Source organism: Nocardioides astragali (assembly GCF_024436375.1).
Taxonomy (GTDB): Bacteria; Actinomycetota; Actinomycetes; order Propionibacteriales; family Nocardioidaceae; genus Nocardioides; species Nocardioides astragali.
Genome location: NZ_JAFMZM010000006.1, coordinates 290,465 through 303,816, shown reverse-complemented (window position 1 = coordinate 303,816; position 13,352 = coordinate 290,465). Strand labels below are relative to the sequence as shown.

Annotated in this window: 12 protein-coding genes; 1 reads left to right on the top strand and 11 read right to left on the bottom strand. The window is 72.2% G+C overall.

Going from position 1 to position 13,352, the window contains the following annotated elements:
- From xdhB to J3P44_RS20930, 10 genes are all read right to left on the bottom strand, one after another.
- On the bottom strand, positions 1 to 2,388 hold the full coding sequence (xdhB, locus tag J3P44_RS20975; protein WP_255892417.1) for a xanthine dehydrogenase molybdopterin binding subunit: 2,388 nt from the start codon (positions 2,386 to 2,388) through the stop codon (positions 1 to 3).
- A complete protein-coding gene (locus J3P44_RS20970) occupies positions 2,385 to 3,758 on the bottom strand; it encodes a xanthine dehydrogenase small subunit (RefSeq protein ID WP_255892416.1) in 1,374 nt (457 codons plus the stop codon). The genes xdhB and J3P44_RS20970 overlap by 4 nt, the downstream gene beginning before the upstream one ends.
- Before the next feature lie 112 nt (positions 3,759 to 3,870).
- Entirely contained in the window at positions 3,871 to 4,695 is an 825-nt protein-coding gene (locus J3P44_RS20965) for a bifunctional allantoicase/(S)-ureidoglycine aminohydrolase (protein WP_255892415.1), read from the bottom strand.
- A 76-nt stretch (positions 4,696 to 4,771) separates the two neighbouring features.
- Entirely contained in the window at positions 4,772 to 6,103 is a 1,332-nt protein-coding gene (gene allB / locus J3P44_RS20960; protein WP_255892414.1) for an allantoinase AllB, read from the bottom strand.
- A gap of 2 nt (positions 6,104 to 6,105) precedes the next feature.
- On the bottom strand, positions 6,106 to 6,432 hold the full coding sequence (gene uraH, locus J3P44_RS20955; RefSeq protein WP_255892413.1) for a hydroxyisourate hydrolase: 327 nt from the start codon (positions 6,430 to 6,432) through the stop codon (positions 6,106 to 6,108).
- Complete coding sequence (gene uraD, locus J3P44_RS20950; RefSeq protein ID WP_255892412.1) at positions 6,432 to 6,941, bottom strand: 2-oxo-4-hydroxy-4-carboxy-5-ureidoimidazoline decarboxylase; 510 nt, start codon at positions 6,939 to 6,941, stop codon at positions 6,432 to 6,434. The genes uraH and uraD overlap by 1 nt, the downstream gene beginning before the upstream one ends.
- Positions 6,938 to 7,810 carry a factor-independent urate hydroxylase gene (gene pucL, locus J3P44_RS20945; protein WP_255892411.1) on the bottom strand — a complete coding sequence of 291 codons (873 nt, stop codon included), beginning with the start codon at positions 7,808 to 7,810 and terminating at the stop codon, positions 6,938 to 6,940. Before pucL ends, uraD begins: the two co-directional genes overlap by 4 nt.
- A 3-nt stretch (positions 7,811 to 7,813) precedes the next feature.
- Positions 7,814 to 9,082, bottom strand: coding sequence for a DUF6986 family protein (locus tag J3P44_RS20940; RefSeq protein WP_255892410.1), 1,269 nt, complete (start codon positions 9,080 to 9,082; stop codon positions 7,814 to 7,816).
- 20 nt (positions 9,083 to 9,102) lie between these two features.
- The gene (locus J3P44_RS20935) at positions 9,103 to 9,423 is read right to left on the bottom strand and encodes a hypothetical protein (protein ID WP_255892409.1); all 321 of its coding nucleotides are present in this window, start codon (positions 9,421 to 9,423) and stop codon (positions 9,103 to 9,105) included.
- A gap of 12 nt (positions 9,424 to 9,435) precedes the next feature.
- Positions 9,436 to 11,151 carry a sodium:solute symporter family protein gene (locus J3P44_RS20930; protein ID WP_255892408.1) on the bottom strand — a complete coding sequence of 572 codons (1,716 nt, stop codon included), beginning with the start codon at positions 11,149 to 11,151 and terminating at the stop codon, positions 9,436 to 9,438.
- A gap of 156 nt (positions 11,152 to 11,307) precedes the next feature.
- Here J3P44_RS20930 and J3P44_RS20925 point away from each other — a divergent pair, with 156 nt between their 5' ends.
- Positions 11,308 to 11,925 (top strand): pyridoxamine 5'-phosphate oxidase family protein, encoded by a 618-nt coding sequence (locus tag J3P44_RS20925; protein ID WP_255892407.1) that lies wholly within the window; start codon positions 11,308 to 11,310, stop codon positions 11,923 to 11,925.
- Between the two features lie 7 nt (positions 11,926 to 11,932).
- Here J3P44_RS20925 and J3P44_RS20920 read toward each other — a convergent pair whose 3' ends face one another.
- On the bottom strand, positions 11,933 to 13,348 hold the full coding sequence (locus tag J3P44_RS20920) for a phosphatase domain-containing protein (RefSeq protein WP_255892406.1): 1,416 nt from the start codon (positions 13,346 to 13,348) through the stop codon (positions 11,933 to 11,935).
- Positions 13,349 to 13,352 lie beyond the last annotated feature (4 nt).

The following is a 13,352-nucleotide window of genomic DNA, read 5'->3' as shown; positions in this document are numbered from 1 at the left end:
TCAGGTCCCCGCAGGGGTGTCGGCAGCCTGCTCGGCAACCTGCTCGGAGGTCGGATGCAGACGGGGCGCGGTCGGGTCGGGCTGGTCGGGGACGAGGCCGGGCAGGCCCTCGACCAGGCTGGCGGGGCTCGCGCTCCGGGCACGCTCCGTCGCCCAGAACACCGCCTCTGGAGTGGCCGGCGACGCGAGGGCGACGCTGGTGCCGTCGGGTCCGAACGCACCGACCGCGTCGCGCAGCGCCTCGCGTACGGCGAACGCGAGCATCAGCGGCGGCTCGCCGACGGCCTTGGAGCCGTAGACCACGCCGTCCTCGTGGGCACGCTCGAGCAGCGCGACATTGAGCTCGTCGGGCAGCTCGCTGAAGGCCGGGAGCTTGTAGGTGCTGGCGGACTGCGTCGTCAGCCGGCCGCGACCGGGGCCGTCGGACTCGTCCCACCGCAGGTCCTCCAGGGTCAGCCAGCCCATCCCCTGCACGAACCCGCCCTCGACCTGCCCGAGGTCGACGAGCGGTGAGAGGCTGTCGCCGACGTCGTGCACGATGTCGACCCGCCGGGTCCGGTAGGCGCCGGTGAAGCCGTCGACCTCCACCTCGGCGGCCGCGACGCCGTAGGCGAAGTACTTGAACGGGTGGCCGCGCATCACCGTGGAGTCCCAGTGGATGCCCTCGGTCCGGTAGAACCCGGCCGCCCACAGCTGCACCCGGCTGAAGTAGGCCTCGCGGACCAGCTCGTCCCAGGACAGCTCACGTCCCGCGGCGACGTCGGTGAGCCGCGTGAGGATCTGCTCGCAGGCGTCCTTGACCGCGCCGCCGTTGAGGTCGGCGCTCGAGCTGGCCGCGGTGGCGGACGTGTTGGGCACCTTGTCGGTCCGGGTGGGCGCAAGGCGTACGCGCTCGAGGGGGATGCCGAGCGTCGTCGCCGCGACCTGGAGCATCTTCGTGTGCAGCCCCTGGCCCATCTCGGTGCCCCCGTGGTTGATCAGCACGGAGCCGTCCTTGTAGACGTGCACCAGCGCCCCCGCCTGGTTGAACGCCGTGAAGTTGAAGGAGATCCCGAACTTCACCGGGGTCACGGCCAGACCGCGCTTGGTGTGCTCGTGCGCGGCGTTGAACGCGGCGATCTCCTCCCGCCGGCCGGCGACCCGAGCACTTCTGAGCACCTGGTCCCACGCGGCGACCAGGCGTTCGGGGTGGCGCACCCCCTGGCCGTAGGGCGTGGCCTGGCCCTCGACGTAGAAGTTGCTGCTCCGCAGCTCGACCGGGTCGATCCCGAGCAGCGGGGCGCAGCGACCGAGGATGTCCTCGATCACCAGCATCCCCTGCGGTCCCCCGAAGCCGCGGAACGCGGTCTGCGAGGTCTTGTGCGTGCGAGCGACCCGGCCGAGGAGCCGGACGTGCGGGATCCAGTAGGCGTTGTCGACGTGGCACAGCGCCCGCGCGAGCACGGGCTCGCTGAGGTCGAGGCTCCAGCCGCCGTCGGAGGTCAGCGTGGCCTCGAGCGCCGTCAGCCGACCCTCGTCGTCGAAGCCGACCCGCCACTGCGCGTGGAAGCCGTGGCGCTTGCCGGTCATCGTCATGTCGTGGGTCCGGCTGAGCCGCAGCCGGACCGGCCGGCCGGTCAGGGTGGCGCCGAGGGCGGCGACCGCGGCGAAGCCGTGCGGCTGCATCTCCTTGCCACCGAACCCACCGCCCATCCGTAGGCACTGCACGGTGACGTGGTGGCTGTCGAGGCCGAGCACGTGCGCCACGATCTCCTGCGTCTCGGTCGGGTGCTGGGTGCTGCTCTGCACGAACACCTGGCCGCCCTCGTCGACGAGGGCCAGGGAGGCGTGGGTCTCGAGGTAGAAGTGCTCCTGGCCGGCCATCTCGGTGACGCCACTGAAGACGTGGGTCGCGCCGCCCAGGCCCTGCTCGACGTCGCCGCGGGAGAGGACGGGCTGGCCGCCCTGGAAGCTCTCGGCGTCGATGGCCTCGGTGAGCGCGACGATCGCGGGCAGGGGCTCGTAGTCGACCTCGACGGCCTCCGCGCCGAGCCGGGCGGCCTCGAGGGTCTCCCCCAGCACCCAGCAGACCGCGTGCCCGACGAACATCACGATCTCGGGGAACAGCGGCTCGTCGTGCTTCACGCCCGAGTCGTTGGTGCCGGGCACGTCGTCGGCGGTCAGCACGCGTACGACGCCCGCGACGGCCAGTGCGGGCGCGGTGTCGATGCGGGTGACCCGGGCGTGCGGGTGCGGCGAGCAGACCGGGTGCGCGTGCAGGACGCCGAGCGTCCGTTGCACCAGGTCGTCGGTGTAGAGGGCGTGGCCGGTGACGTGCAGGGCCGCGCTCTCGTGGGGCAGCGCGAGCCCGACGACCGCGTCGTCGGGGCGCCGGGACAGGTGGCTCATCGTTCTGCCCACCACGCCCGGAGGGCGTTGCCGAGCATGGCCGACCGATAGGCGGCGCTGGCGCGCTGGTCGTCGATCGGGGTGCCCTCCTGTGCCAGGACCGCGGATGCGGCCTCGACGGTCTCGGACGTCCAGGGCGCCCCCTCGAGGACGGCCTCGGTGGCGTACGCGCGCACGGGCGTCGCGGCGATGCCGCCGAGCCCGATGCGGGCCCGGACGACGCTGCCGTCGACGACGTCGAGGGCGGCGGCGATCGCCACGCTGGAGATGTCGTCGGACCGGCGCTTGGCGATCTTGCGGAAGGTCGTGTGCGCGGCGAGCGGCGCCGGGAGCCGCACGGCCCGGATGAGCTCGCCGGGCCGCAGGACGGTCTCGCGGTAGCCGGCGAAGAACCCGGCCAGAGGCACCTCACGGTCGCCGTCGGCGGAGGCGAGCACCAGGGTCGCGTCGAGGGCGAGCAGGGCGGGGGCCAGGTCGCCGATCGGGGACGCGGTCGCGAGGTTGCCGCCGATGGTGGCGCCGTTGCGGATCAACCGCGAGGCGAACTGCGGCCAGACCTGCGCCAGGAGCGGGACGGTGTCGCCGAGCGCGGTCTCGACCTCGCTCAGGGTGAGGGCCGCACCGATCTCGATCGTGTTGCCGGTCGTGACCTCGCGCAGCTCGGGCAGCCGGTCGACCGCCACGACGTACGCCGCCCGGCTGCCGCGCAGGTTGGCCTCCACGCCCCAGTCGGTGGCCCCGGCGACCACCGTGGCGTCGGGGTGCTCGGCCAGGAGCGAGAGCGCCTCGGCGAGGTCGGTGGGCCGGGCGAAGCCGTCGACCCGCGTCGGCACCACAGCGGGCGCGGGACTGACTTGCCGCTCCGCGAGCGGGTCCCCGGACGGGGGCGGGCCGAGAGCCCACGCGGCGTCGCGGATCGGGCGGTAGCCGGTGCAGCGGCAGAGGTTGCCGCCGATCGCGTGCAGGTCGAAGCCGTCGGGACCCCGCTCCCGACCGGGCCGGTAGTACTCCGCCGCCATCGAGCAGGCGAACCCCGGCGTGCAGTAGCCGCACTGCGAGCCGCCGCGCACGGCCAGCTCGGCCTGGACGGGGTGCAGGTGGTCGGGGTCACCGAGCCCCTCGGCGGTGAGGACCTCCTGGCCGTCGAGCGCGAGGGCCGGCACCAGGCAGGCGTTGACCGGCGTCCACCGGCTGCGAGCCCCGTCGGGCCGCGCGACCAGGACCGCGCAGGCACCGCACTCGCCCTCCGCGCAGCCCTCCTTGGCACCGGTGAGCCCGAGGCCGCGCAGGAAGTCGAGCGCGTTGGTGTGGACGGGCATGCCGACCAGCGGGCGTGGCCGCCCGTTGACGGTGATGTGTGGCTCGGGCACGTCCCTCCCCTTCGTGCATGGTTGAGGGAGTCACGGGCCGCCGGTTTGCCATGCGGAACGACGACCTGCCGCCGTCCATGCTACGTGACGGGGCTCACATCAGGGGTCAACCTCACGCCTGGACCGGGCGCAGCCGGGGGTGCCGGTTGACGTCCTTGTAGAGCAGGTAGCGGAACCGGCCGGGCCCGCCGGCGTAGCACGCCTGCGGGCAGAAGGCGCGCAGCCACATGAAGTCGCCCTCCTGCACCTCGACCCAGTCCTTGTTGAGCAGGTAGACGGCCTTGCCCTCGAGGACGTAGAGGCCGTGCTCCATCACGTGGGTCTCGGGGAAGGGGATGGCTCCCCCGGGCTCGAAGCTGACGATGTTGACGTGCATGTCGTGCCGGACGTCGAGCGGGTCGACGAAGCGCTGGGTGCCCCAGGCACCGTCCGTGTGGGGCATCGGCTCCACGGCGACGTCGTGCTCCTGGACGACGAACGCCTCCGGGACCTCGACGCCGTCCACGCGCTCGTAGGCCTTGCGGATCCAGTGGAAGGTGGCCGGCGCGGACGTCTCGTTGCGCAGCGTCCAGCGCGTGCCCGGCGGGAGGAACGCGTAGCCGCCGGGGCCGACCCGGTGGGCGACGCCCCCGATGGTGAGCTCGACCGTGCCCCCGACGACGAACAGCACCGCCTCGGCGTCCGGGTCGTCGTCGGGGCGCTCCGACCCGCCGCCGGCCGAGACCTCCACGACGTACCAGGAGAAGGTCTCCGCGAATCCCGACAGCGGGCGCGCGATGACCCACAACCGGGTGTCGTCCCAGTGCGGCAGCCGGCTCGTCACGATGTCGCGCATGGTGCCGCGCGGCAGCACGGCGTACGCCTCGGTGAAGACGGCCCGGTCGGTCGTGAGGTCGGTCTGCGCCGGCAGGCCGCCCTTCGGCACCCAGTAGCTCATGCACGTACTCGCTTCGCTCCGTGCGCGCATGAGGCACATGTCGCGCTGCGTTGGATGATGACCTCGCTGCGCTCGCTCATGTGTCTCCCCTTCTCAGCAGCCGCCCGCGCGGCTCGGCGTCGAGGTCGATCGGTGCGCCGCGCAGCCAGGTCCGGCGGACGGTGCCGGTGAGCGTACGCCCGGCGTAGGGCGACACGGGGTTCTTGTGGTGCAGCCGCGCCGGGTCGACCACCCACGACTCGTCGGGCGCGAAGACGCAGAGGTCTGCGTCGGCACCCACCGCGATCTCCCCCTTGCCGGTCAGGCCCACGCGCCGGGCAGGGGCCGTCGCCATCCAGCCGACCACCGCCGCCAGTGGCACGCCGCGCTCGCGGGCCGTGGTCCACACGACCGGCAGGCCGAGCTGGAGGGACGCGATGCCTCCCCACGCCTCGGCGAAGTCGCCGGTGTCCTGCCGCTTGAGGTCGGCAGTGCACGGCGAGTGGTCGCTGACGACCATGTCGATGTCCCCGCCGGCGAGAGCGGCCCAGAGGGCGTCGCGGTTGGCGTCGTCGCGGATCGGCGGGCAGCACTTGAGCTCGGTGGCGCCGTCCGGGATCGAGCCGGACTCGAAGTGGAGGTAGTGGGGACAGGTCTCGACCGACACGTCCACCCCCGCGGCCCGGGCCGCGCGCAGGGCGGGCACCGCGCCGGAGGCGCTGAGGTGGACGACGTGCGCGCGGGCACCGGAGGCCCGCGCGGTGTCGAGGACCAGCCCGATGGCCCGCTCCTCGGCGGCCTCGGGGCGGCTCGCCAGGAACGCGTCGTACGACATCCCGTGGGCGCACTCGCTGACGACCTCGCCGTCCTCGGCGTGCACGATCATCAGTGCCCCGAGCCGGGCGGTCTCGGTCATCGCCGCGGCGAAGTCGGTCGGCGGAAGGTGCGGGAACTCCTCGACGCCGGAGTCCAGCAGGAAGCACTTGAAGCCGAACACCCCCGCCTCGTGGAGCCCGGCCAGGTCGGCGACGTTGCCCGGCACGGAGCCGCCCCAGAACCCGACGTCGACGTAGGCCTGGCCGGCGGCGACCGCGCGCTTCTCCTCCAGCGCGGCCACGGTCGTGGTCGGCGGGATGCTGTTGAGCGGCATGTCGACGATGGTGGTGACACCGCCGGCGGCCGCCGCCCTGGTCGCGCTGGCGAACCCCTCCCACTCGGTGCGACCGGGCTCGTTGACGTGCACGTGGGTGTCGACGAGGCCGGGGAGCAGCACCTCGTCGTCGGCGAGCTCGACGACCTCCGCGCCGCCTGCCGGCTCGTCGTACGCGCCGACGCCGACGACGACCCCGTCGCGGACCCGCACGGCCACCGCCGCCTCCGCACCCCCGACGACGGCTCGCCGAGCACGGACGAGGGTCTCGACCGCCACGCTCAGCTTCCCCGGTAGGTCGAGTAGCCGAACGGGCTCAGCAGCAGCGGCACGTGGAAGTGCTCATCAGCCTCGTCGCCGACGGTGAAGGCGACGACGACCTCCGGGTAGAACGCCGTGAGGCCCTGCCCGGCGAACCAGGCGCCGGTGTCGAAGCGGATCCGGTGGTCGCCGGCCGGCAGGTCGGCAGCGAGGGCGCCGACGCGCCCGTCGTCGTCGGTGACCCCGCTCGCCACGACCGCGCCGTCTGCGGACTCCAGCGTCAGGTGGAGGCCCACGGCCGGCCGACCGGCTGCGGTGTCGAGGACGTGGGTGCTCAGCGACGCCATCAGGACAACGCCTCCTTCATGCGCAGGACCGCGATCTGGGTCAGCTGGTCGATGGTCGTGGCGCGCTCGGCCTCGTCCGTGTTGTCGAGCCGGAGCCGGAGCTGCTCGAGGATCTCGGGGCCGCTGCGGCCGGCGGCCCGGATGATGAAGACCCGGCCGAACCGCTCCTCGTAGGCCCGGTTGCCCTCCTCCAGCCGACGGGCGAGGTCGGCGTCGCCCCGGTCCACCCCGGACTGCTCGCGGGTGGAGTGGGCCGCCTCGTGCCGGGCAGCGTCGGCGCGCTCGCCGATGCGGGGGTGGCGGGCCAGCGCTCGCTCCAGCTCGTCGTCGGTGATCGTCGCCGACGCGGCGACCATGGCCGCCTCGAGCTGGTCGACGTCGTCGTACGGGCGTCCGGCCACCACCTCCTCGGCCCAGCGCGGCACGTCGAGCCAGGTCAGCATCCGGCTGCTCGCCTCGTCGTCGGTCATCGCGTTGAACGCCGCGAGGCCAGGCCCGCTGACGCTCATCGTCCCTCCTCGGACGACCGCGTGACGGTCGCCTCGATCAGGCCGTAGGGGCGGTCCGCGGCGACGAACACCTCGCCCGGGTTGTCCAGCCCGAACGGCTCGAGGTCGACCAGGAAGTGGTGCTTGTTGGGGGCGGCGAAGGAGATCTCCTCGATCTCCTCGTGCGCCTCGAGCACGGCGCTCCCCATGGCGTAGAGCGTCTCCTGAAGGGCCCGGCTGTACGTCGTCGCGAACGTGGCCAGCAGCAGCGCCCGCACCGCGTCGTACGTCGCGTTCCAGTCGACGGGACGCGCGGCCGCGTCGGCTGCGTACTGCCACGTCGCGTGGAGCGCGGTCGCCAGGATCCGGTCGTCGGCGTCGGGAAGCGTGGTGTAGTCGTCGCGCAGGAAGCCCTTGAACTCCGACCCGGTGGACTTGAGCACGACCAGGTCGTGGAGGCCCGACACCACGACGACCTCGTCCGCAGTGACGTCGACCAGCGTGGTCCGCACCTCGCCCCCACGACGCACGAAGGCGTGGTCGTGGCCCGCGTCGTCGACGAGGATCCGGTCCCAGGCGTACTCCTCGACCGAGACCGTTGCGCCGGTCGCCGCCGGCGTCGCCCCGAGCAGCCGACCGCCCAGGGCGAGCGCGTAGTCCTCGGGCGAGGTCACGCCGTGCCGCTTGGCGAAGGCGAATGCCGTGTTCTTCTGGGTGTCGGTGGGCAGCACCTGGGACTGGTCGCCGTCGGTGTGGGCCGCGGCGAAGTCACCGCGCAGCGACGTGGAGACGTTGAGGTCGTGGATCTCGTGGCGCGGGGTGTCGCGCACGATCCGTACGACCCGCGTCTCCGCCTTGCCGTACCTGTTGGGTCCGAGGACGATTCCCATGGCTCAGCCTCCCTCTCCGACTGCGCGGTGTGCCAGCCCTGCCAAGGCGGCGGCGTCGAGCCCGGTCGCGTCGTGCGCCTCCGCGGCGGACAGGGCGCCACAGTCCAGACCACGGAGCAGGAAGTCGGCCAGCGCCCGGGCCGTCGCCGGCTCGTCGAGGATGCCGGAGTCCTGACGGGTCACGTAGGTCCGCAACCGCGCGGCGGTGGACTCGAAACCCTCGCGGTAGAACGCGAAGGTGGCCGCGAAGCGGGTCGGCAGCTGCGCGGGGTGCAGGTCCCAGCCCTGGTAGTAGCCGCGCTCCAGCGAGCGCCGGACGAGCCGCAGGTGCTCGGCCCACGCGGCCCGCACCTCGTCCGGCCCGCCGACGGGCAGGACGTTGGTGGAGCCGTCGGAGAGGCGTACGCCGGTGCCCGCCGCTGCGGCCTGCATGATCGCCTTGGCGTGGTCGGCGACGGGGTGCGCGAGGCTCTGGTGGGCGGCCGCGATGCCGCAGTAGGCGGAGTAGTCGTAGGTGCCGTAGTGCAGACCGGTGCAGCGACCGGACGAGGCGTGGATCATCCGCGCCACCAACGCGGTGCCGTCCGGACCGAGGATCGACTGCGGCGTCTCGATCTGCAGCTCGAAGTGCAGCGCCCCGTCGGCCAGGCCGAGCGCCGCTTCCAGCCGCTGCGTGGTGTGGACCAGGGCCTCGACCTGCTCCACCGCGGTCACCTTCGGCAGCGTGACCACGAAGCCCTCCGGGAGCGGACCGGTCTCGACGAGCCGGCCGAGGAACAGCGCGAGGGTCCGCAGGCCGCGGCGGCGGGTCGGCGCCTCGAAGCCCTTGAAGCGGATGCCGGTGCAGGGCGGCGCACCGCCCGCGTCGATCGCCGCGCGCAGTTCCCCGGCGGCCCGTCGGGCGTCCGCGTCCTCCTCGTCGTCCGAGCGGGTGCCGTAGCCGTCCTCGAGGTCGATGCGCAGGTCCTCGACGGGCTCGCGCCCGAGCTTCTCGCGGACCCGGGCGAGGAGGTCGGCATCGCCGACCAGCTCGAGCAGCAGCGCCTCGTGCTCCTCGGTCGACGCCAGCGCGGCCGCACCGTAGTCGGCGACCAGGCCGGGGTGGAAGCGGTCGGCTGGCACGTAGACGGTGTGCACGGGCTGGCGGCCCGGTCGCTCGCCCGGGTAGTGGGCGGCCAGCGCGGCATCGACCGGGCCGAGCCGCTCGTCGAGCTCACCCTCGAGCTCACCGACGAGCACGCCGAGCTCGGGACCGCGCGCCAGGCTCTCCATGCGGAGACCCTAGACCCGGGTCAGTGGGCGGGCGGGCGCTTGCGCTGCGGTGCCGGACGTGTCGGGTCGTCGTCGGGGCGGTCGAAGTCGCTCGGCACCACGATCGGCCTGAGCCGCGCCCAGCCGATGAAGAAGGCGCCGACCACGAGCAGCGCCAGTCCGGTCCACAGGTTGGCGTTCACCCCACCGGTCTTCTCGGGCTCGTGCTCACCGAGCAGCCCGGCCAGCGTGAGGATCACGCCGTAGACCGCCATGAGGGCACCGATGATGTTGCGGACGTCGAACAGTCCCGCCTTGTGGGGCGTGGCGGTGGTCGCGTTGGTGTCGGTCGTGTCGGACATGGTGGCCCCTAGTCAGAAGGCGAAGTTGAGGACGATGACCATCGCGAGCGCGATGCTGGCGAGCGGGATCGTGCGGCGCCACCACGGCATGGCTGCCTCGTCCGGGTCGACGAGGTCCTCGCGTGGCGTCTCGGAGTAGACCAGGCCCCTGAGCTCGGAGGCGGGCTTGGGCTTCGTGACCAGCGAGACGATGACGCTGAGCACGATGTCGACGACGAAGGCCGTCGAGGCGGCGAGGAACGCGGCACCCTGCCCGGGCAGGTCGATTACGCCGGCCGCGGCCAGCCGGTCGACGGCGATGGCCGACAGGGTGCCGAAGACCAGTCCGACCCAGCCTGCGGTCGGGGTCATCCGCTTCCAGAACATGCCCAGGATGAACGTCGCGAACAGCGGCGCGTTGAAGAACCCGAACAGGGTCTGGAGGTAGTTCATGATGTTGTCGTAGCCGAGCGCGATCTGCGCGGTGAAGATCGCGATGACCGTCGCCCCGACGGTCGCGAGCCGGCCGATCCGCAGGTAGTAGTCGTCCGAGTGGTCCTTGCGGATGTAGCGCTGCCACAGGTCGTAGGAGAAAACCGTGTTGAAAGCGGAGATGTTGGCGGCCATGCCGGCCATGAAGGCGGCGAGGAGGCCCGCGATGGCGAGGCCGAGGAGGCCGTTGGGCAACACGTCGCGCATCAGCAGGAGCAGCGCGTCGTTGTAGGCGACCCCCTCCCCCGAGGCGCCGCCCTCGGGACTGCCGCCGCTCTTGAGGTCGATCATCTCCTGCACCAGGACGGCCGAGACCATGCCGGGCACGATCACGATGAACGGGACGAACATCTTGGGGAACGCGCCGATGATGGGGGTCTTGCGGGCCGCCGAGATCGAGTCGGAGGCCATCGCGCGCTGGACCTCGACGAAGTTCGTCGTCCAGTAGCCGAACGACAGCACGAAGCCGAGGCCGAAGACGATGCCGATGACCGAGAGCAACGGCGAGTCGAACCCGGACAGGGCCTGGCCGGGCCAGGACTCCAGCTGCTGCGAGCCGGGTGCCACGGCGGCGTCGGCAGGAGCGTTCGCGGCGGCCGCGTCGACCTTGTCGGTGAGGCCGTCCCAGCCGCCGACGCGATGCAGGCCGATGAGGGTGAGCGGCAGCAGCGAGGCCACGATGACGAAGAACTGGAGCACCTCGTTGTAGATCGCCGCGCTCAGGCCACCGAGCGTGATGTACGACAGCACGACCGCGCCGGCGACGACGAGCGCGATCCAGATCGGCCACCCGAGCAGGGCGTGCACGATGCCGGCCAGCAGCGCCAGGTTGATGCCGGCGATGAGCAGCTGTGCGACCGCGAAGCTGATCGCGTTGACGAGGTGGGCACCGGTGCCGAACCGCCGGAACATGAACTCCGGGACCGACCTGACCTTGGAGCCGTAGTAGAACGGCATCATCACGACGCCGAGGAACAGCATCGCCGGGACCGCGCCGACCCAGAAGTAGTGGACCGTCGGCAGGCCGATCTCCGCGCCGTTGGCCGACATGCCCATGATCTCGACCGCGCCGAGGTTGGCCGAGATGAACGCCAGGCCCGTCACCCATGCGGGCAGCGAGCGGCCGGAGAGGAAGAAGTCGATCGAGTCGGACACCGACCGCCGGGCCATCACCCCGATGCCGAGGACGAATCCGAAGTAGATCGCGACGAGCAGGTAGTCCAGCCAGGACGCGTCGATCAGGGTGTCTGAGCTCACTGTGCCTCCCGAGAAGAAGTTCAGCCATGGTCAACCTAGACCGGAGCGGCCCCCCGCGCGACCACCCCAAGGTGCGCGAGCTGCCACGGTCGCCGTGCCCCAGACCCTTCAAGGTCCGTCAGGTCGGTGCCATGCTTGACCGGGAGAGGTGGCGACATGGAGTACAGAGACTCGCACCGTGAGCTGCAGGACCGCTTCGACACGCGGCGGCTCGCCGACCGCCTGGCCAGCGTCGCGGGCGACGACGTGTCGTCGTTCCGTGACTTCATCGAGGCGCGCGACATGTTCTTCCTCGCCACCGCGGACGCCACCGGGCAGCCGCAGTGCTCCTACAAGGGCGGCGATCCGGGATTCGTCCGGGTCGTCGACTCCACGACGATCGCGTTCCCGGTCTACGACGGCAACGGGATGTTCCTCAGCGTCGGCAACCTCACCGAGAACCCGCAGGTCGGGTTGTTGTTCATCGACTTCTCCCACGGCTCGCGGCTGCGGCTCAACGGCGAGGCCTCCGTCGATCCCGCGGACCCGCTGGTCGACGAGTTCCCTGGAGCCAAGCTCGTCGTACGCGTGCGTGTCCGCGCCGTCTTCCCGAACTGCCGCCGCTACGTCCACACCCACGGTCCGACGCAGCGATCGGTGTTCGTGCCCGTCGCCGGCGAGCGGCCGCCGGTCCCCGACTGGAAGCGCGACGAGTGGTTCGACGGCACCCTTCCGGCCGGCGACCCGGCGCTTGACACCGCCAACCCGAGCGCCCCGTCGATCCCGCGGTTCTGAGACGGCCTCACGGCCCGACGACGACCTCCACCTCGACTCCCTCGGAGTTCTCCAGGTAGAGCGCGACGTGATGGTCCCCACCGGCGTGCGGATAGCGGTCGGCGTACATCTCGTGCCATCCGTGCTCGGTCGACTCGGCCCGCATCCGGTCGAGGTCGGCACGGGACCCGACGATCATCGCGAGGTGGTTGATCCCCGGCCGCAGCCGGTCGTGCTCACCGTGCTGGTCGGGCGAGTGCTCCATGAAGAGGTACGTCCCGTCGTCGTGCAGCCACGACAGCATGCCCTCCTCGCGCTGCCACCCGCACCACGCGAGCAGCCATCCCCACTCCGACTCGGCCGTCGCGACGTCGTCGACCCACAGGTCGAGGTGGTGGACGGCGCGGACCGTGGGAGCAGGCGCGACCTGCAGCAGACCGGTCCCGGCGGCATGGCGGCGTACGGCGTCGCTGTCGGCCGCCAGGACGAAGGGCGTGTCGTGGTCCCACGCGTCCGTGACCCGCTCGACCCGCCCGTCACCGGGGTCGAGGCGCACCTCCCGGATGTAGACGGCGATGATCCGGCCGGGGTGCTCGCGGACGATGTCGGCGTAGATCTCGGGGTCACGCTCGCCGGAGTCACCGATCAGCACGAACCGCAGGTCGGGGTGCAGCTCGAGCACCTCGCGGATGCGGTCGTGCTTCTCCTCCCGGCCGGCCGCCGTGCCGAGCAGGTCGCGCAGCAGCACCGGCCCGAGCGGGAAGCCGCGGTGGCGGAGGAAGCCGTCGATGAAGGCGTGCAGGTTCCACGGGCTCGACGACACGTAGAAGACCGGGTTGGCACCACCCCGCGTCAGGTCGCGGTAGAGCTCGACGACGCCGGGGAACGGGGTGCGGGTGAGGGACGAGCCGGTGAAGGTCTGCGCCACCATCGTGCCGACGCGCTGCACCCCGGTCTCGAGGATGGTGTCGTCGATGTCGGAGATGATCCCGAAGTCCGCCCCCGGCCGCGGGACGTGGACACGGAGGTCCGCGTTGTGGGGGCCGGACACGCCGCGGTAGTCCCCCGCCAGCTCGACGGTCCCCATGGTCCACGGCGTGTCGAGCGGGCCCGGGACGAGGCGGGCGCGGAAGTAGCCGTCCGAGTCGGTCACCACCGACGCCTCGGAGCCGGCGACCTCGATCCGCAGCGGCACGCCGGGCAGCTCGTTGGTCAGGAACGTGCGCACCTGGCGGCGCAGGGCTGCTCGCATCCCCTCGCCCCAGACGGCGCTGGAGAGAGGCGGGTCGTCCACGACCCGGCCGCGCACCACGATCCCCGCGCTCGACCCGTGGCCTTCGTAGGACTGGATCCGGAAGTGCTCCGGCCGGCGCTGCGCGCCGCGCCTGGCGCGCACCGCGTCCCAGGCGTGCTCGGCGGCAACGATCCAGCGCAGGGCTCCCATGGCC